Origin of the sequence: Actinoplanes auranticolor (assembly GCF_018332655.1) — a bacterium.
In the GTDB taxonomy this organism is placed as follows: domain Bacteria; phylum Actinomycetota; class Actinomycetes; order Mycobacteriales; family Micromonosporaceae; genus Actinoplanes; species Actinoplanes auranticolor.
On sequence record NZ_BOQL01000003.1, the window covers coordinates 26613 to 44166 of the forward strand.

Here is a 17554-nt window from a genome sequence, read left to right on the forward strand (position 1 = left end):
AGATCAGCCCTTCAGGCCGGACCGGGAGACACCCTCGATGATGTAGCGCTGGCTGACCATGAACAGGATCAGCGCCGGGATGCTGGCCAGCGCGGCGCCGGCCATGATCACCGGGTAGTTGATGTTGTAGGCGCCCTGCAGCGTGCCCAGGCCGGGCGGCAGCGTGAAGTTGTCCGGGCTGAACAGCGTGTAGACCGGCCAGATGAAGTCGTTCCAGTTGGTCAGGAAGCTGATCACGGCCAGGGTGGCCAGGGCCGGCTTGGACAGCGGCAGGATCACCTTGGTGAAGATCTGCCAGGAGTTGGCCCCCTCCAGCAGGGCGGCCTCCTCCAGCTCCCGGGGCAGTCCCAGGAAGAACTGCCGCAGGAAGAAGACCCCGAAGGCGCTGGCCGCGCCGGGCACGATCAGCGCCCAGAGGCTGTCCAGCCAGCCCAGCCGGTCGATGATCAGGAAGTTCGGGATGATCAGCGTGAAGATCGGCACGAACAGCGTCGCGATGATCAGGGCGAAGACGATCTTCTTGCCCCGGAACTCCATCCGCGCCAGCGCGTAGGCGGCCATCGAGGCGACGATGAGCACCAGCAGCGCCTGCCCGGTCGCGGCGACGAGGCTGTTGAGGAACCAGCGCAGCACCGGCGTCTGCGAGTCGCCGGTGAACAACGTGTCGTACGCGCTGCTCGTCGGGTCGGCCGGCAGGATCGTCGGCGGGACCCGGGTGGCCTCGTCGGCGCTCTTGAACGAGGTGGTCAGCATCCACACGATCGGGGCGATGAAGACCAGGCTGAGCAGGCCCAGCAGGGAGTACCAGGCGATACCGCGGAATCTGCCCATGGCTAGTCCTTCTCCCGGAACAGGCGGAAAGTGATCATGCTGACCAGCAGCAGGCCGAGGGTGAGCAGGTAGCTCATCGCGGCCGCGCTGCCCATCCGGTAGTTGCGCAGGCCCTCCTCGGCGATGTACATGATCGCCGTGCGGGTCTCGACACCCGGCGCACCCTGGGTGATCAGGTACGCCTGGCCGAACATGTTGCTGGAGGCCAGGATCGTGTTGATCACGATGAACAGCAGCACCGGCCGCAGCCCGGGCAGGGTCACGTGGCGGAACTCGGCCCAGCGGCCGGCTCCGTCCACCTTGGCCGCGTCGTAGAGCTCCCGCGGGATGTCCTGCAGCCCGGCCAGGTAGATGACCGCGTTGAACCCGAGTGTCCACCAGACGGTCACGCCGACCAGCGAGATCCACGCCCAGGGCAGACCCGTGGTCCAGGCGGTGTCGTCGGGCAGGCCGATCGCGCCCAGCATGGCGTTGATCGCGCCCAGGTTCGGGTCGAGCAGGAAGCGCCACAGCACGCCGATGACCGCCACACCCAGCACGTACGGCGCGAAGTACACCGCCCGGAAGAAGGTGCGGCCCTTGAACGAGCGGTTCAGCAGCAGCGCGATCGCCAGCGGCACAGTGACCAGCAACGGCACGCTGAACACCGTGAAGATCGCGGTGGCCTGCATGCTCTGCCAGAAGAAGTCGAACACCGGCGACGCGCTGTCGAACAATGCCTGGTAGTTGTCCAGCCCGACGAAGGGCTTGCCGGGCAGCAGGTAGTCCCACTCGTGCAGGCTGATCCAGAGCCCGTAGCCGGCCGGCACGAGCGTGAAGGTCGTGAACAGCAGCGCATAGGGCAGCAGGTACAGGTAAGGGGTGACGCCCGCCCCCCGCCTCGGCGCCCGGGTCGCGGGCGCCGAGGCCGAGGTGGTGGCCGTCTCCAGCACGTCCACCATGGTGGTCAGCCGCCGTACTTCTTGCGGTTCTGCTCGAGGATCTGGTTGGCCTTGGCGGCCGCGTCGGCCAGCGCCTTGCCCGGCTCCTTGCGCAGCAGGATGGCCTCGTTGACCGCGGTGTCCACGGTGGCCAGCGCGTCCGGGATGCCCGGCACCGACGGCGGGAAGTGCAGGTTGTCGATCTGGGTGCCGATCGCCGCCTGCTCCTTGAGCGCCGCGAACTCGGGACTGTCGCGGATCTCCTTGCGGGCCGGCACCTGGCCGCCCTTGGCCCACTCCAGCGACTGCTGGCTGATGAAGTTGATGAAGACCTTGCCGGCCTGCAGCTTGTTGGCGTCCTGGGTGCGCTGCTTGAACTGCACGAACTGGTGCGAGCCGGCCCACGCGGCGGGCTGGGTGCCGATCTGCGGCAGCGCCGAGACGCCCCACTCCATGCCCTTGACCCCGCGCAGCGTGTTGATCGTCCAGATGCCGTTCCAGTTGAACGCGGCCTTGCCGTTCTGCAGGGCGATCAGGTCGGCGTCCTGGGCCACGTTCTTCGGGCTGTAGCCGTTCTTGACCAGGTCGGTGAGCCAGGTCAGCGCCTGCACCCCGGGCTGCTCGGCGAACAGCGGCTTGGTCGCCTTCTCGTCGAACAGCTGGCCACCGAACTGCCAGGTCAGCGCCTCGAACTGCAGCGTGCCGGTGAACGGGAACGGGGTGGCCCAGTGCCCCTGGACACCCTTGGCCTTGAGCTTGTCCAGAGCCGCCATGTACTCCTCGTTGTTGGTCGGCGGCTTCTCCGGGTCCAGCCCGGCGGCCTGCAGAACCTTCTTGTTGTAGAACATGCCCAGCGGGTGCACGTCCAGCGGGATGGCGTACCGCTTGCCGTTGTAGACCGCGGCCTGCCACACCGGCGGCGAGAAGTCGCTCTCGTTGAGCTGCAGCGACTTGGCCAGGTCGTCCAGCGCCAGGATCACGCCGCGGGCGGCGTTGGTGGCGACCTGGTCGACGTGCATGATGCCCAGGTCCGGGCCGTTGCCGGTGGACACCGCGGCGGGGACCTTCTGGTAGTAGTCGGCCCACTCGTACACGTTCATCGTGACCTTGATGTTCGGGTTCGCGGTGTTGAACTTGTCCACCAGCGACTTCATCACCGGGCCGTCGCCGCCGGTGAAGCCGTTCCAGAAGGTCAGCGCCACGTTGGGCCCGGTGTAGCTGGTCGCCGCGGGCTGGGCGTTCTCGCCGCCACCGCCGACGACGGGGTTGGGCCCGTCGTCGCCGCAGGCGCCGAGCATGACGGCGCCGCCGGCGCCGACGCCGAGCCCGAGCAGGCCGCGGCGGGTGAGATGTGGTTTCACGGTTTCTCCTCGGGGGTGAAGCTCAGGGCGTGCCAGGAGACAGGGGGAAGCAGGACGGTGGCGCGGCCACCGTCGAGGGCGGGCATTTCTTCGGTACGGGGACGGACGCGATCAGGAGCAGCGGCGGTGTTGCCGATGGACGGGTCGTCCTCGGCGAGCCGGATCCACTGTCCCGGGCGGAGTCCGGGGAAAGCCCGCAGGTCGAGGTCCAGCGGGACAGCCTCGGTGCCGCGGTTGACGGCGAAGACGGCGAGCCGGCCGGTGCGCTCGTCGAGGGTGGCGACCGCGTCCACCACGGGCACCTCGCCGTAGCGGCCGGTGGGCATGGTCGGTGACTGCACGGCCACCCGCAGCACGGTGCCGTGGGCCAGCCGGGCGGTGTGGGCGAACGGGTGGAAGATGGTCTGCCGCCAGGCCGGCCCGCCGGGCGTGGTGCGGATCGGGGCGATGATGTTGACCAGCTGCGCCTGGGCGCCGACGGTGACCCGGTCGGCGTGGCGCAGCATGCTGATCAGCAGGTTGCCCACGACCATCGCGTCGGTGGCGGTGTAGTCGTCCTCGATCAGTGCCGGGGTGTCCTCGATCGGCCGGTCCTCCGGCTCGGTGAAGCGGGACTGGTACCAGACGTTCCACTCGTCGAGGGCCAGGTTGATCCGCTTCTGCCGGCGCAGCTTGGCCCGGACGTGGTCGGCCGTGGCGACGATGTCGTCGATGAAGCCGTCGAGGTTGACCGCGGCGGCCCGGAAGCTCGCCTCGTCCTGGCTCTCCGGGTCGTAGTAGCTGTGCAGCGACAGGTAGTCCACGTGGTCGTAGGTCTGCTCCAGCACCGTCGCCTCCCACCCGGCGAAGGTCGGCATGTCGGCCTTGGAGCTGCCGCAGGCGACCAGCTGGATGGTGGGGTCGACGCGCTTCATGGCGTGCCCGGCGCGGGCGGCCAGGCGGCCGTACTCCAGGGCCGTCATGCTGCCGATCTGCCAGGGCCCGTCCATCTCGTTGCCCAGGCACCAGAGCCGGATGTCGTGCGGGCGGGCCACGCCGTGCTTGCGGCGCAGGTCGGCGGCCGCGGTGCCGTCCGGGAGGTTGCAGTACTCGACCAGTTCGGCGGCCTCGACGATGCCGCGGGTGCCCAGGTTGACCGCCATCATCGGCTCGACGCCGGCCAGCTCGGCCCAGCGCATGAACTCGTTGAGCCCGAAGGCGTTGCTCTCCAGCGACCGCCAGGCCAGGTCGAGGCGCCGCGGCCGGTCGCCGACCGGCCCGACCCCGTCCTCCCAGCGGTAGTTGGAGACGAAGTTGCCGCCCGGGTAGCGCACCAGCGTGACGCCCAGCTCGCGGACCAGCTCGAGCACGTCGGTGCGGAGCCCGTCGGTGTCCGCGGCGGGGTGGCCGGGCTCGAAGATGCCGGTGTAGACGCAGCGACCCATGTGCTCGACGAACGAGCCGAAGAGCCGCCGGTCGACCGCACCGATGGCGAAGGCGGGGTCGAGGGTCAGCCGGGCCTTGTCCACGTAGCGCTCCTGTCCGCAGTCCTGTGTGCCGCCTCACACTGTTTACAACGTTGGAACCAACGTTGTAAAGAGGTCGACACATGGTCGTTACCTGGGACGATGCGATTTGTGGTGCTTAGCTGCCTAAGGTGCTCTCCCGCGCCACCAGGCGGTGACTGACCCGCAGCTCGCGGGGAGCCGCGGTGGCCGCCTCACCCTCACCGAGGCGCTCGGCGAGCAGGTCCACGGCGAGTTCGGCGATCCGGCCGAGGTCCGGAGCGATGGTGCTCAGGGTCGGCGTGCTGAACCGGCCGTCCTCGATGTCATCGAAGCCGATCACCGCAACGTCGCCGGGCACCGAGTAACCCCGTTCCAGCAACGTGCGGACGGCCCCGAGGGCGAGCAGGTCGTTGAAGCAGAACACCGCGTCGGGCGGCCGCGGGCCGTCCAGCAGCCGGGCCATCGCGGCGGCACCGTCGGCGCGGTGGAAGCTCTCCACCTCGGCGACCAGCGCCGGATCAGCCGGCAGCCCGGCCTGCTCCAGCGCCGCGCGGTAACCGGCGAGCCGCTGCTGAGCGGTCACCGCCGACGGGAAGTCCTGCGCCCCGATCGCCGCGATGCGCCGCCGTCCCGACTCGGCCAGGTGCCGGGTCGCGTCGGCCGCCGCGGCGGTGTTGTCGATCGCGACGTGATCGGCCGGACCGTGCCACACCCGCTCGCCGAGCAGCACCATCGGGGTCTCGTCGCCGCCGCGCGCCAGCTCCTCACCGGCCAGCGCCAGCGGGCTGAAGATCAGGCCGTCGATCGCATGCCGGCGCAGCCCGGCGACCAGGTTGCGCTCCCGCTCGGCGTGCCCGTCGGTCTGGTCGATCAGCACGGTCCAGGAGCGGCGCTCGGCCGCGTGCACGATCCGCCCGGCCAGCTCGGCGAAGTACGGCGACTGCAGCTCGGGCACCGCCAGCGCGATCACCCCGGACCGGCCGCTGCGCAGCTGCCGGGCGGCCATGTTCGGCTTGTAGCCCAGCGCGTCGATCGCCTGCTGCACCCGGGCGCGGGTCTCCGGGGCGACGTGCACGTAGCCGTTGACCACATTGGAGACGGTCTTGATCGACACGCCCGCCTGTGCGGCTACGTCCTTCAGACCCGGAGGCACCGGCCTCGCCCACTCTCATCGCCCGGCTGCGCCCGGACTATACAACGATGGAAACCGCCCCGTCCCACCCATTCCTGGCGCGGGCCGGGGCGGCGTGCGTCCATCGCCTGCCGGGTCCGGCCTACTGGGCCTCGATGATCATGCCGGCGCCGACCGTACGGTTGCTCGACTCGTCGATCAGGATGAAGCCGCCGGTGGTGCGGTTGCGGCGGTACTCGTCGGCCAGCAGCGGCACCGTGGTGCGCAGCTTCACCCGGCCGATCTCGTTCAGGCCCAGCTGCGGCGCGTCCTCGTCGCGGTGCAGCGTATTCACGTCCAGGCGGTACTGCAGGCCGCGGACCACCGTGCGCGCCGTACGGGTGGTGTGCTTGATCGTGTACTTCGCGCCGACGCGCAGCGGCGCCGTCTCGTCCATCCAGCAGATCATCGCCTCGACGTCCTGGGCGACCGCCGGCGCGTTGTTCGGCCGGCAGATCATGTCGCCCCGGGAGATGTCGATCTCGTCGGTCAGCCGGACCGTCACCGACATCGGCGGGAACGCCTCGTCGACCGGGCCGTCCGCGGTGTCGATCGCGGCGATCTTGCTGGTCATCCCGGACGGCAGCACCATCACGTCGTCACCGGGCTTGAGCACACCCGAGGCGACCTGTCCGGCGTAGCCGCGGTAGTCGGTCACGTCCTTGGACTGCGGGCGGATCACGTACTGCACCGGGAACCGCACGTCGACCAGGTTGCGGTCCGAGGCGATGTGCACGTGCTCCAGGTGGTGCAGCAGCGACGGGCCCTCGTACCAGGGGCTCTTCTCGGAGCGGGAGGCGATGTTGTCGCCGTCCAGCGCCGAGATCGGGATGACCGTCAGGTCGGGCGCGTCGAGCTTGGCCGCGAACGAGGTGAACTCGTCGGCGATCTTCTCGTAGACACCGCGGTCCCAGTCGACCAGGTCCATCTTGTTGACACAGAGCACCAGGTGCGGCACCCGCAGCAGGCTGGTCAGGAACGCGTGCCGGCGGGACTGCTCGACCAGGCCCTTGCGGGCGTCGACCAGGATCAGCGCCAGGTCGGCCGTCGAGGCGCCGGTGACCATGTTGCGGGTGTACTGGATGTGCCCGGGGGTGTCGGCGATGATGAACTTGCGCCGCGGCGTCGCGAAGTAGCGGTACGCCACGTCGATGGTGATGCCCTGCTCCCGCTCGGCGCGCAGGCCGTCGGTGAGCAGCGCGAGGTTGGTGTACTCGTCGCCGCGCGCGGCGCTGACCGCCTCGACCGCCTCGAGCTGGTCGGCGAAGATCGTCTTGGTGTCGTAGAGCAGGCGGCCGATCAGCGTCGACTTGCCGTCGTCCACGCTGCCCGCGGTGGCGAACCGCAGCAGGTCCATCGGACGGGCCGTCGCCTCGTCCGGCTCCAGAACTGCCTGACTCATCAGAAGTAGCCTTCCCGCTTGCGGTCTTCCATCGCGGCCTCGCTGACCTTGTCGTCGCCCCGGGTGGCACCGCGCTCGGTGATCCGGGTCGCCGCGACCTCGTCGATGACCTTGTCGACCGTGTCGGCCTCGGACAGCACGGCGGCGGTCTGCGACGCGTCGCCGACGGTGCGGTAGCGCACCCGGCGGGTCTCGACCGTCTCGCCGTCCCGGGGCACGATGAACTCGTTCACCGCGTAGAACATCCCGGCGCGCTCGACGACCTCACGGTCGTGGGCGTAGTAGATGCTCGGCAGCGCGATGCGCTCCTTGGCGATGTAGTGCCAGACGTCCAGCTCGGTCCAGTTGGACAGCGGGAACACCCGGATCGACTCGCCGGGGTGGTGCCGGCCGTTGTAGAGCGACCACAGCTCGGGGCGCTGGTTCTTCGGGTCCCACTGGCCGAACTCGTCGCGGAAGCTGAACATCCGCTCCTTGGCCCGGGCCTTCTCCTCGTCGCGGCGGGCGCCACCGAAGAGGGCGTCGAAGCGGTACTTCTCCACCGCGGCGAGCAGCACCGGGGTCTGGATCCGGTTGCGGGTGCCGTCGGGCAGCTCCCGCACCAGGCCGGAGTCGATGGCCTCCTGCACGCTGGCGATCACCAGGTTGAGCCCCAGCTCGGCGACGCGGGTGTCGCGGTACTCCAGCACCTCGGGGAAGTTGTGCCCGGTGTCGACGTGCATGACCGGGAACGGGATGCGCGCGGGGGCGAACGCCTTCTCCGCCAGGCGCAGCATCACGATCGAGTCCTTGCCGCCGGAGAAGAGCAGGACCGGCCGCTCGAACTCGGCCATGACCTCACGCATGACGAAGACGCTCTCGGCCTCGAGGGCGTCGAGATGCGAGACGCGGTAGGGCTTCGTCTGGCTCATGGATTCCAGACCTTTCCAGTGTCGGCCGAATTCATCCGGGGGGATTTATGGGAGGTGTCGCTGCAACGCTGCGAGCAGACGGGGCGCAAGGTCCTTGCGACAGACCACCAGATCCGGCAACTTCGGATCGGCCTGGTTGTATTTCAGCGCAGTTCCGTCGATACGGGAAGCATGCAGTCCAGTGGCCGACGCCACAGCCACCGGGGCGGCACTGTCCCACTCGTACTGGCCGCCCGCGTGCACGTAGGCGTCCGCGTCGCCGTTGATCACCGCCGCGATCTTCACCCCGGCGGAGCCCATCGGGACCAGCTCGGCCCCGATGTCCTCGGCCAGCGCGGTGACGAAGGCCGGCGGGCGGGTACGGCTGGCGGCGATCCGGATCGGGCCACCGGTCGCGGCGCCCAGCGGCAGCGGCGGGTACGCCGGCGGGTGGTCGGTGGCGAACGTCCGGTGCTGGGCCGGCATCGCCACGGCGCCCGCGGCCAGGCAGCTGGGCCGGGAACAGTCGGCGGTCCACAGGGCGACGTGCACGGCCCAGTCGGACCGGCCCTCCTCGGAGAACTCGCGGGTGCCGTCCAGCGGGTCGATGATCCAGACCCGGGAGGCGTCCAGGCGGTCCGGGCGTACGGCGTCGTGCCGGTCGTCCGCCCACGCCACCCGGGAGTGGTCGTCCTCCTCCGAGAGCACGGCGTCGGCCGGGCGCCACCGGGCGAGCTCGGCGCGCAGCAGATCGTGGGCGGCCTTGTCGCCGGCGTTCTTGAGGAGCTTGCCGTCGGCGTACCCGACCTCCTCGCGGACCTTGAGCAGCACCTGGCCGGCGCGGTCGGCGAGCCAGCGCGCGAACGCGGCGTCGATGACCGGCGGCGTGCCGCTGTCCCCGGCGGGCTCCCGCTGGCCTGCTATGCGCGCCGACGTCCCTGTCTGCTCGCTCATGTACCCGCTCCCTGTCGGTCTAGTAGGCCCCTGACGACCGGACCACGGCCGTCATGGTGCGCAAAAGGATCACCAGGTCCAAGCTGAGGGACCAGTTCTCCACATAGCGAAGGTCCAGCCGTACCGTCTCCTCCCACGACAGGTCCGATCGTCCGGAAACCTGCCATAGGCCCGTCATGCCCGGCTTGACGGCAAGACGGCGGCGCACGTCGTCGGCGTAGACGGCAACCTCGGACGGCAACGGCGGCCGTGGCCCGACCAGCGACATCTGCCCGGCGATCACGTTCAGCAGTTGCGGCAGCTCGTCCAGGGACAGCCTCCGCAACCACCGGCCGACCGGGGTCACGCGCGGGTCGTCGCGCATTTTGAAGAGCACACCGTCGTGCTCGTTGAGATGCCGGAGCTCGGCCAGCCGGGCCTCGGCGTCGACGTACATACTGCGGAACTTGAAGATGCGGAACTCGGACCCGTCACGCCCGACCCGCACCTGACGGAAGAGTACCGGGCCGCGTGAAGTCACCCGGACGCAGAGTGCGACCCCGAGCAGCAACGGACCGAAGAGAACGAGCAGCGCAAGGGCCCCGACCCGGTCCACGAGGTCCTTCACGATCCGGGCGCCGCCGTGCAGCCGCGGATGCTCGACGTGCAGCATCGGCAGCCCGTCGAACGGCCGGATCGTGGTGCGCGCCCCGGCGACGTCGATGAGGGCGCTCGCCACCACCAGGTCGACCTCGTCGCGCTCGAGGCGCCAGGCCAGCCGGCGCAGCGCCGCGCCGTCCAGCTCCGGGCAGCTCAGCACCACCACGGTGTCCGCGTCGGCGGCGTCGACCGCGGTCGCGACATCGTCGAAGGTGCCGAAGACCGGCAGGTCGATGACCCCGTCGTGGTCCGGCGGCAGGCACGCGCCGACCACCTCCAGCCCGTGGTACCGCTCGCGGCGCAGCTGCCGGGTGATGCCGATGACCGACAGCTCGTGACCGACCACGATCACCCGGCGCAGCCGCTCGCCGCGGGACCGGGCGATGTGCAGCCGCTTGCGCAGGGCGAACCGCAGGACCACGGCGGAGACCATCGCGGTGGGCAGCGCGGCCAGGACGTAGGACCGGGCCAGATCAAGATCGAGCGCGTACGACACGACGGCCACACCCGCGATCAGGCCGATCCCACCCCGGATCACCCGCTGGTACTCGTCCGTGCCGACGAACAGGAAACGACGCTCGTACGCCCGGCTCACCACCAGCACGGCCAGCAGCGCCAGCGGCAGCAGCGCCGACAGCCACAGATACGACCGGTTGTAGGTGGTCACCTCGTCGCCGAAGCGCAGCCCGAAGGTCACCGCGCCCGCGGCAATGCCGGCGAGCAGGTCACAGAGGACCAGGGTGCGCACGTACTGCCGCTCCCAGCGCTGACGCCGCGACATCGCCGCGTGCCGGCCCCGGACCCGGACGAACGGCCGGCTCGCCGGGCGGGCCGCGGAGGAGCGGTTGGGCTCGGCCGACCAGTGCCGCTCGACGGCCCGGTTGCGGGCCCGGCCGGCGGGAACCCGGCCACCGGCACCGGCCAGCGGCGGCGCGTTGTCAGCGACGTCCTCACCGGCGTCGTCCCCGGCCGGCCGGGCCGGCGACAGGATCTTGCTGTTACGAGCCCGGTACGGCGACGGCCGGTGCGGACGGGGGCCGTGGTTGCCGGGCGGATGGTTGGCCGGACCGTGCTGCTCCGGCGGCTCCGACGGGACGACGTCACGGCGTTGCACCGTCGGCAGCACCACCGTCGGCTCACCCAACGTCGCCTCGTGGCTCTCGGAGAGTTCCTGCCGCACCCGAACCTCCCCCGTACCGCGTGGTGTCCGCACACCGTTTGGGTGCGCTACGTGACCAACGCGCTAACCGGGGGAGGCGTCACGGGACCGTTAGACGGACAAAACAGCCTAATCGATCTGTCCGTTCTGGCAGTATCCCATCAGCTTCCGTGGTATTTGTTCTGCGCCCACTCGACACCCTCGAGCACCACGGCCTCCACCACGTCCGCCGCCCGGTCCACCAGGAACTCCAGCTCCTTGCGCTCCGCCCCGGCGAAATCCGACAACACGTAGTCGGCGGGATCCTGGCGCCCCGGCGGCCGGCCGATGCCGAACCGGACCCGGGCGTACTCCTTGCTGCCGAGCGACTTCGACATCGAACGCAGCCCGTTGTGACCACCCTCACCGCCGCCGCGCTTCACCCGTACCTGCCCGTACGGCACATCCAGCTCGTCGTGCACGGCCACGATGTTGTCCACCGGCACCTTGAAGAACTGGGCCAGCGCCACCACCGGCGCACCGGACAGGTTCATGAAGGTCAGCGGCTTGGCCAGGATCAGCTTCGGGCCACCGAAGCCCAGCCGGCCCTCCGCCACCTCGGCCACCGCACGCTTCTGCCGGCCGAACTTGCCGCCCACCCGCGAAGCCAGCAGGTCGGCCACCATGAAACCGACGTTGTGCCGGTTACCCGCGTACTCGCGGCCGGGATTGCCCAGGCCGACCACCAGCCAGGGTGCGTCCTCGGTCATCAAGCTCTCCTTACGACAGCAGGGAAAGTGCCGTCGGCACTTTCCCTGCAGATCGCGGTTCTCGGATCAGGCGGTGCTAGCTCAGGACGCGGCGTCCTCGGAGGTCCCGTCGGCCTCGGCGGCGGCCGCGGCCTCACCGGCGTCGGCGGAGTCACCCTCGAGCTGCTCGGCAGTCTGCGCCGCGGTCACCATCGCCAGCACGAAGTCGGCGTCGACGGCCAGCTCGGTGCCCTCGGGCAGCGTCACGTCACCCGCGGTGACCTGCGAACCGGCCTCCAGGCCCTCGATCGAGACCTCGAAGCCGCTCGGCAGGTGCATCGCCTCGGCGGTGACCGCCAGCGTGTTGGACTCGTTGACGATCAGCGTGTTGCGGGCGGCCTCGCCGACCAGCGTCACCGGGACGTCGACCTGGACCTTCTCGCCACGCTTGACGATGATCAGGTCGACGTGCTCGTACGTCTCCTTGATCGGGTCACGCTGGATCGCCTTGGGCAGGGCCAGCGTCGCGCCCGTGCCACCGACGACGTCGATGGTGAACACCTGGTTGAGACCGCCGTGCCGGATCGCGGCGGCGAACTCACGGGCGGGCAGCGCGATGTGGACGGGGGCCTCGCCGTGTCCGTACAGCACGGCAGGCACCAGGCCGGCCCGGCGCGTGCGGCGGGCACCACCCTTGCCGAACTCGGTACGGGGCTCGGCGCTGATCTTTACCTCGGACACGGGGATACTCCTGAAAACGTTGGAACGGGCGGCGTGAGAAGTCGGCGGGCTGCGGGCATTCGGCGCTCGGCGAAGGGGCGCGCGGGCACAGGCCCGGAGCACCGCGTCGATCACGGTGCCTCAAGCGAACTCTGCAAACTGCAGCAGACCGCGTGGCACCCTCGCCGTGGCAACCGCACCAGCTTACCTGCCACTCCGGCGGGCGGACCGGCGGGTCCCGCCGGATCACTCTCCCTGCGGAAATTTCACCCGCACGAATGCAACTTGCATCGCCGATCAAGCTACTTCCCGCCACAAACCGGACGCCCGCTCCGCGCCGATCCCCCACCTCGTGGTGGCGACGGTCAGCTCCCCCATCTCGCGGTGGGAACGGTCAACTCAGGCCGCCGAACAGGGTGGTGACCGAGCCGTCGTCGAAGACCTCGCGGATCGCGCGGGCCAGCAGCGGCGCGATCGACAACACGGTGATCTTGTCGAGCTGCTTCTCCGCCGGCAGCGGCAGCGTGTTGGTCACCACGAGCTCACTGATCCGGCTGTTCTTCAACCGCTCGGTGGCCGGATCCGACAGCAACGCGTGCGTCGACGCCACGATCACGTCGGCGGCACCCGAATCGAACAGGATGTCCGCGGCCTTGGTGATCGTGCCACCGGTGTCGATCATGTCGTCGACGATCAGGCACACCCGGCCCTCGACCTCACCGACCACCCGGTTGGCCACCACCTGGTTCGGCTTCGACGGGTCCCGCGTCTTGTGGATGAACGCCAGCGGGCACCCGCCCAGCCGGTCCGTCCACCGTTCCGCCACCCGCACCCGGCCCGAGTCCGGGGCCACGACCGTCATCGGCCGGCCCTCGAACTTCTTGATGATGTGCTCCGCGAGGATGTCCATCGCGAACAGGTGGTCCACCGGACCGTCGAAGAAGCCCTGGATCTGCGCGGTGTGCAGATCCACGGTGAGGATCCGATTGGCCCCCGCCGTCTTCAACAGATCCGCGATCAGCCGCGCGGAGATGGGCTCCCGGCCGCGGTGCTTCTTGTCCTGCCGCGAGTACGGATAGAACGGCAGCACGACCGTGATCCGCTTCGCCGACCCCCGCTTCAGCGCGTCGACCATGATCAGCGTTTCCATGACCCAGGTGTTGATACCCGCGGTCATCGACTGCACCACGAAAGCGTCCGAGCCCCGCACCGAGTCCTTGAACCGGACGAAGATCTCTCCGTTGGCGAACTCGTACGAGTCGGACCGGGTCGGCGCTACGCCGAGCACCTGCCCGATCTCCTCCGCCAGCTCCGGGAAGCCCCGGCCGGAGAAAAGCATCAAACTCTTACGGTTCTCCGCGACGATGCTGCCCATCGGCTCGTCCGCTCCCGTGCAATCGAGGGGGTTGTCACCTGAAGTATCACCCGCGGCCAGGCCGGCGCCGCGAACGGCGGCCCGGTCGTGGGATGCCTCACCCCAGCTTGCGCCGGTTACGCGCCGGTGTCCTCAGTCTCCGGCTTCCCGGCCCGATCCGCAGCCTCGGCCGAGACGGTGCCCGGGCGCCTGCGGGCCACCCAGCCCTCGACGTTGCGGTGCGGCGCCCGGGTGACCGCCAGATTGCCCGCCGGCACGTCCTTGGCGACCGCACTGCCGGCAGCCACGTACGCCCCCGGACCGATCTCCACGGGAGCGATCAGCACGGTGTCACTGCCGACGAAAGCCGCCTCGCCCACGGTGGTGTGATGCTTGTTCACCCCGTCGTAGTTGGCGAAGATCGTGCCCGCCCCGATGTTGGCCTTCGGCCCGATCGTCGCGTCACCCACGTACGTCAGGTGCGGCACCTTGGCCCCGGCCCCCAGCTCGGCGTTCTTCGTCTCGACGAAGCCACCGACCTTGGACTTGCGACCCAGCCGCGTCCCCGGCCGCAGGAACGAGAACGGGCCCACAGTGGCGTCCGGCCCGATCTGCGCGCCGATGCAATGGGTCCGCAGCACCGTGGCACCGGAAGCCACCACCGTGTCGATCAGCGTCGTGTCCGGGCCGACCACGGCGCCGGTCGCCACCGTCGTCGCCCCCTGCAACTGCGAATTCTGATCCACCACGGCGTCGGGCTCCAGCGTCACCGTCACGTCGATCCAGGTCGTCGCCGGATCGAGGATCGACACCCCGGCGCGCATCCACTCGGTGTTGATCCGGTCCCGCAACAGCCCCCGCAGCCGCGCCAGCTCGGCCCGGTCGTTGCACCCCAGGGTCTCCAGCGCGTCGGCGGCCACGTGCACCCCCACCGCGTGCCCGACCGCGGCGAGCAGCCCGAACACGTCGGTCAGATACTCCTCACCCTGGTCGTTGTCGGTGGAGAGCTTGCCCAGCGCCTCCCGCAGCAACGCGGCGTCGAAGGCGTAGATCCCGGCGTTCACCTCACGGACGGCCCGCACCTCGGCCGAAGCGTCCCGCTCCTCCACGATGCGCTCCAGGTTGCCGTCACCGTCACGCACGATCCGGCCCAGCCCGGTCGGGTCGGGCACCTCGGCGGCCAGCACGGTCGCACCCCGGCTCGTCGACTCGTGCGCGGCGACCAGCGCCTCGACGGTGCCGGGCCGCAGCAACGGCACGTCGGCGTTGAGCACCACGACGGTGCCGGTGGCCTCGGGAATGGCGTCCAGGGCGATTCGGACGGCGTGCCCGGTGCCGTTCTGCTCGGCCTGCAGGACCGGGGTGGCGCCGGGGGCGATCTCGGTGAGGTGCGCGCGGACCTGGTCGGCCTTGTGCCCGACGACCACGACGGTGCGCGAGGCCCGGGCGGCCTCGGCGGCGTGCAGGACGTGCCCGAGCAGGGTGCGCCCGAGCAGCGGATGCAGCATCTTCGGCGTGGCGGACTTCATCCGCTTGCCCTCACCGGCGGCGAGAACGACAACGGTACGGCTCCGGGCCTGGCTCACGCGGACTCCATTGATCGCAGTGGCGGTGCAAGCGGCGCTAACTCAGCCGCACGGACTCAAGACCTGAGTCCCCTACCATAAAACAAGCTCGGCCGCCAGGGTTCGAACCCGGAACTTTCGGACCAAAACCGAAGGTGATGCCTATTTCACCACGGCCGATTGGTTCGGTCGCCACACTATCGTCTGCGACCGATTGCCGAAATCTACTATGTCAGCCGCGTCAACGTGGCCATCACTCCCTCCACCCGCCAGTACAGCTCACGCGATCGGGGAACCGACACGACCAGGCAGCCGTGATAGTCACTACCCGTATTGGCCCGCCGGGTGGCCGGCGCATGGCGCTTGATCGTGGGCCGCTGAAAGAGCCGGCGCGGCACCTGCAACTGCTCGGCCCACCACGCGACGGCCGCCTCCGCGTCAGCCGTCTCATGGATGTGCACCCGGTAGTTCACGGACTCCGCATCCCGGCCGCAGACGGCCAGGAAACGAAGGAACAGTGCGATCAGCCCGGGATCGCTGTTGATGAAGGTCAGCCGGTCGACCCGGCGCCAAGGCTTGGATTTCGCACCTTCGCACCAGTACACCGCGGCGCCGATCATCAGCAGGTCCCGGTCCGACAGCTCACCGACGACGTGCGCCGCCTGGGCGTGCACCTCGCTCTGACGCCGGTCCCGCTCCTCCCGCTTGGCGTCCCAGCGGCCCGCCGCCATCACCGCGGCGTGCTCCTGCTTGCGTCGTGCACGCTCACTGTCGCGATCCAACGGTATGTGTTTCACCCATGCGTGAGCTGTCGACTTCGCGACCCCGATCTCGGTCGCGAGGTCGTTGACGGACCAGCCCTGCGCGCGCAGTTCGAGCGCCCGCGCTCGCAGGTCGTCCTTGGCGTTGGGCCGCCTCGTCCAGCCCGGTGGCTCGATTCCGCGCAGCCAGTCGGTCAGCGTGGCGCTCCCGACTCCGAAGTGCTTCATCAGCTGGGAGAGGGACAGTCCGGGATCGACCCGGAGGCGTCGCGCCTCGGCGCGCGGATCTTCCTCAAGAGGTAAGCGCATGTCGATATCCTACTTGTCGCCCGACTAGTTGTTATGCGTCGCACTGAGGCCCGCGCCGGGCGCGCAGGGCGTGGCAGACGCGGGCAGGCTGGCAGGATGGCCGGGTGACAGACCAGAGCGATTCCGGCGACGAGCCGCGCGCCCGGCGTGGACGCCGAGCCGCCGCCGCGTCCACGAAGGGCACTGCCCGGGTCCGGATGCCGGCTGCGCAGCGGCGCGAGCAGCTCATCGTGATCGGGCGGCAGCTGTTCGCCGAGCGCGGTTTCGACGCCACCTCGATCGAGGAGGTGGCGGCCCGCGCGAAGGTGTCCAAGCCGGTGGTCTACGAGCACTTCGGCGGCAAGGAGGGCCTGTACGCCGTGGTCGTGGACCGGGAGGTGCGGGCGTTGCTGGATCGCATCGCGGCGGCGTTGACGGCCGGGCATCCGCGGGAGTTGCTGGAGCAGGCGGCGCTGGCGTTGCTGGATTACATCGACCAGGAGCCGCACGGTTTCCAGGTGCTGGTGCGGGAGTCACCCGTGTTGTCGCCGGGCGGGAACTTCTCCAGCGTCATGAACGATGTGGCGCATCAGGTGGAGCACATCCTGGCCGCCGAGTTCAAGGCGCGCGCCCTTGATCCGAAGTTCGCCGAGCTGTATTCGCAGGCGCTGGTCGGGATGGTGGCGCTGGTCGGTCAGTGGTGGCGGGAGGCCCGCAAGCCGAAGAAGGAGACGGTGGCGGCCCATCTGGTCAATCTGGCCTGGAACGGGCTCTCCCACCTGGAGGCGAAGCCGGCCCTGCTGACCCGGCCCCGGTGAGGGGTCAGGCGGACTGCGACTGGCGTTCGCGGGACTGGCGCGGCGGGCTGGTCTCCTCCGGCGGGGCGACCTTGCAGTAGTACGCGGCCATGATGAGCACCAGGCCGATCAGGTAGGTGACGACGACCGTGGAGATGCTGAAGTTCAGGAAGTTGGCGTCGGTGCGGATGACCGCCAGCTCGTAGCTGCCGACGACCAGCAGGCCCCAGCCGAAGTACCGGTCGACCACGATGTCGGAGTTGCGGCCGAGCAGGGTGGCGATCAGCACGATGGCGCCGATCAGCACGCTGACCAGGGACCAGAAGAGGTTGGTCTCCTGGCCGAGCACGCGGTCCTCGCCGTTGCCGAACAGGCCCTTGTCGGCGGTGACGATCGCGCCGAGGATGCCGAACAGCACGAGGTATGCGCCGGTCAGCGCGCCCAGAGCGCGGTAGATCGGCCGCAGCGGGTGGTTGACCGGATTGTGTCCCATGGTGTCCGTCTCCAACGTCGGGTGGTGTCGTAGG

At 69.7% G+C, this 17554-nt stretch carries 15 protein-coding genes, 1 tRNA gene and 1 pseudogene; 1 reads left to right on the forward strand and 16 read right to left on the reverse strand.

Annotation, left to right across the window (positions count from 1 at the left end; genetic code table 11):
- Window positions 1-3: 3 nt before the first annotated feature.
- The 15 genes and pseudogenes from Aau02nite_RS01175 to Aau02nite_RS01245 form a co-directional block, all read right to left on the reverse strand.
- Window positions 4-831, reverse strand: a complete 828-nt coding sequence (locus Aau02nite_RS01175; RefSeq protein ID WP_212986396.1) for a carbohydrate ABC transporter permease — start codon at window positions 829-831, stop codon at window positions 4-6.
- Between the two features lie 2 nt (window positions 832-833).
- Window positions 834-1772, reverse strand: a complete 939-nt coding sequence (locus tag Aau02nite_RS01180; RefSeq protein WP_212986397.1) for a carbohydrate ABC transporter permease — start codon at window positions 1770-1772, stop codon at window positions 834-836.
- Between the two features lie 5 nt (window positions 1773-1777).
- Entirely contained in the window at window positions 1778-3112 is a 1335-nt protein-coding gene (locus Aau02nite_RS01185; protein WP_246594808.1) for an ABC transporter substrate-binding protein, read from the reverse strand.
- Window positions 3109-4620, reverse strand: coding sequence for an arabinosylfuranosidase ArfA (gene arfA, locus Aau02nite_RS01190; RefSeq protein WP_212986398.1), 1512 nt, complete (start codon window positions 4618-4620; stop codon window positions 3109-3111). The genes Aau02nite_RS01185 and arfA overlap by 4 nt, the downstream gene beginning before the upstream one ends.
- 115 nt (window positions 4621-4735) lie before the next feature.
- Window positions 4736-5752: a LacI family DNA-binding transcriptional regulator gene (locus Aau02nite_RS01195; protein WP_212986399.1), complete on the reverse strand. Its 1017-nt coding sequence runs from the start codon at window positions 5750-5752 to the stop codon at window positions 4736-4738.
- Window positions 5753-5873: 121 nt separating this feature from the next.
- On the reverse strand, window positions 5874-7172 hold the full coding sequence (cysN, locus tag Aau02nite_RS01200) for a sulfate adenylyltransferase subunit CysN (protein ID WP_212986400.1): 1299 nt from the start codon (window positions 7170-7172) through the stop codon (window positions 5874-5876).
- Window positions 7172-8083, reverse strand: coding sequence for a sulfate adenylyltransferase subunit CysD (gene cysD, locus Aau02nite_RS01205; protein ID WP_212986401.1), 912 nt, complete (start codon window positions 8081-8083; stop codon window positions 7172-7174). The genes cysN and cysD overlap by 1 nt, the downstream gene beginning before the upstream one ends.
- Window positions 8084-8128: 45 nt before the next feature.
- Window positions 8129-9016 (reverse strand): 3'(2'),5'-bisphosphate nucleotidase CysQ, encoded by an 888-nt coding sequence (locus Aau02nite_RS01210; RefSeq protein WP_212986402.1) that lies wholly within the window; start codon window positions 9014-9016, stop codon window positions 8129-8131.
- Between the two features lie 19 nt (window positions 9017-9035).
- Window positions 9036-10436, reverse strand: a complete 1401-nt coding sequence (locus Aau02nite_RS01215) for a sugar transferase (protein WP_438841087.1) — start codon at window positions 10434-10436, stop codon at window positions 9036-9038.
- Window positions 10437-10975: 539 nt separating this feature from the next.
- Window positions 10976-11563 carry an aminoacyl-tRNA hydrolase gene (gene pth, locus Aau02nite_RS01220; protein ID WP_212986404.1) on the reverse strand — a complete coding sequence of 196 codons (588 nt, stop codon included), beginning with the start codon at window positions 11561-11563 and terminating at the stop codon, window positions 10976-10978.
- Between the two features lie 81 nt (window positions 11564-11644).
- A complete protein-coding gene (locus Aau02nite_RS01225; protein WP_212986405.1) occupies window positions 11645-12283 on the reverse strand; it encodes a 50S ribosomal protein L25/general stress protein Ctc in 639 nt (212 codons plus the stop codon).
- Window positions 12284-12656: 373 nt separating this feature from the next.
- Window positions 12657-13637, reverse strand: a complete 981-nt coding sequence (locus tag Aau02nite_RS01230) for a ribose-phosphate diphosphokinase (RefSeq protein ID WP_212986406.1) — start codon at window positions 13635-13637, stop codon at window positions 12657-12659.
- 33 nt (window positions 13638-13670) lie between these two features.
- Window positions 13671-15145 (reverse strand): annotated as a pseudogene (gene glmU, locus Aau02nite_RS01235) (bifunctional UDP-N-acetylglucosamine diphosphorylase/glucosamine-1-phosphate N-acetyltransferase GlmU); the annotation flags it as partial.
- 144 nt (window positions 15146-15289) lie between these two features.
- A tRNA-Gln gene (locus tag Aau02nite_RS01240) sits at window positions 15290-15361 on the reverse strand.
- Window positions 15362-15408: 47 nt separating this feature from the next.
- Complete coding sequence (locus Aau02nite_RS01245) at window positions 15409-16251, reverse strand: helix-turn-helix domain-containing protein (protein WP_212986408.1); 843 nt, start codon at window positions 16249-16251, stop codon at window positions 15409-15411.
- A gap of 197 nt (window positions 16252-16448) precedes the next feature.
- Here Aau02nite_RS01245 and Aau02nite_RS01250 point away from each other — a divergent pair, with 197 nt between their 5' ends.
- Window positions 16449-17048: a TetR family transcriptional regulator gene (locus tag Aau02nite_RS01250; RefSeq protein WP_246594819.1), complete on the forward strand. Its 600-nt coding sequence runs from the start codon at window positions 16449-16451 to the stop codon at window positions 17046-17048.
- A 4-nt stretch (window positions 17049-17052) separates the two neighbouring features.
- Here the strand turns inward: Aau02nite_RS01250 and Aau02nite_RS01255 are convergent, their stop codons facing one another.
- The gene (locus Aau02nite_RS01255) at window positions 17053-17520 is read right to left on the reverse strand and encodes a DUF4383 domain-containing protein (RefSeq protein WP_212986505.1); all 468 of its coding nucleotides are present in this window, start codon (window positions 17518-17520) and stop codon (window positions 17053-17055) included.
- Between the last annotated feature and the right edge of the window lie 34 nt (window positions 17521-17554).

Excerpts from the sequence above, each read along its gene's own strand:
- Aau02nite_RS01175 (WP_212986396.1), bottom strand. The coding sequence starts at position 831 with ATGGGCAGATTCCGCGGTATCGCCTGGTACTCCCTGCTGGGCCTGCTC.
- Aau02nite_RS01180 (WP_212986397.1), bottom strand. The coding sequence starts at position 1,772 with ATGGTGGACGTGCTGGAGACGGCCACCACCTCGGCCTCGGCGCCCGCG.
- cysN (WP_212986400.1), bottom strand. The coding sequence starts at position 7,172 with ATGAGTCAGGCAGTTCTGGAGCCGGACGAGGCGACGGCCCGTCCGATG.
- cysD (WP_212986401.1), bottom strand. The coding sequence starts at position 8,083 with ATGAGCCAGACGAAGCCCTACCGCGTCTCGCATCTCGACGCCCTCGAG.
- Aau02nite_RS01210 (WP_212986402.1), bottom strand. The coding sequence starts at position 9,016 with ATGAGCGAGCAGACAGGGACGTCGGCGCGCATAGCAGGCCAGCGGGAG.
- Aau02nite_RS01215 (WP_438841087.1), bottom strand. The coding sequence starts at position 10,436 with ATGTCGCGGCGTCAGCGCTGGGAGCGGCAGTACGTGCGCACCCTGGTC.
- pth (WP_212986404.1), bottom strand. The coding sequence starts at position 11,563 with ATGACCGAGGACGCACCCTGGCTGGTGGTCGGCCTGGGCAATCCCGGC.
- Aau02nite_RS01230 (WP_212986406.1), bottom strand. The coding sequence starts at position 13,637 with ATGGGCAGCATCGTCGCGGAGAACCGTAAGAGTTTGATGCTTTTCTCC.
- Aau02nite_RS01245 (WP_212986408.1), bottom strand. The coding sequence starts at position 16,251 with ATGCGCTTACCTCTTGAGGAAGATCCGCGCGCCGAGGCGCGACGCCTC.
- Aau02nite_RS01250 (WP_246594819.1), top strand. The coding sequence starts at position 16,449 with ATGCCGGCTGCGCAGCGGCGCGAGCAGCTCATCGTGATCGGGCGGCAG.
- Aau02nite_RS01255 (WP_212986505.1), bottom strand. The coding sequence starts at position 17,520 with ATGGGACACAATCCGGTCAACCACCCGCTGCGGCCGATCTACCGCGCT.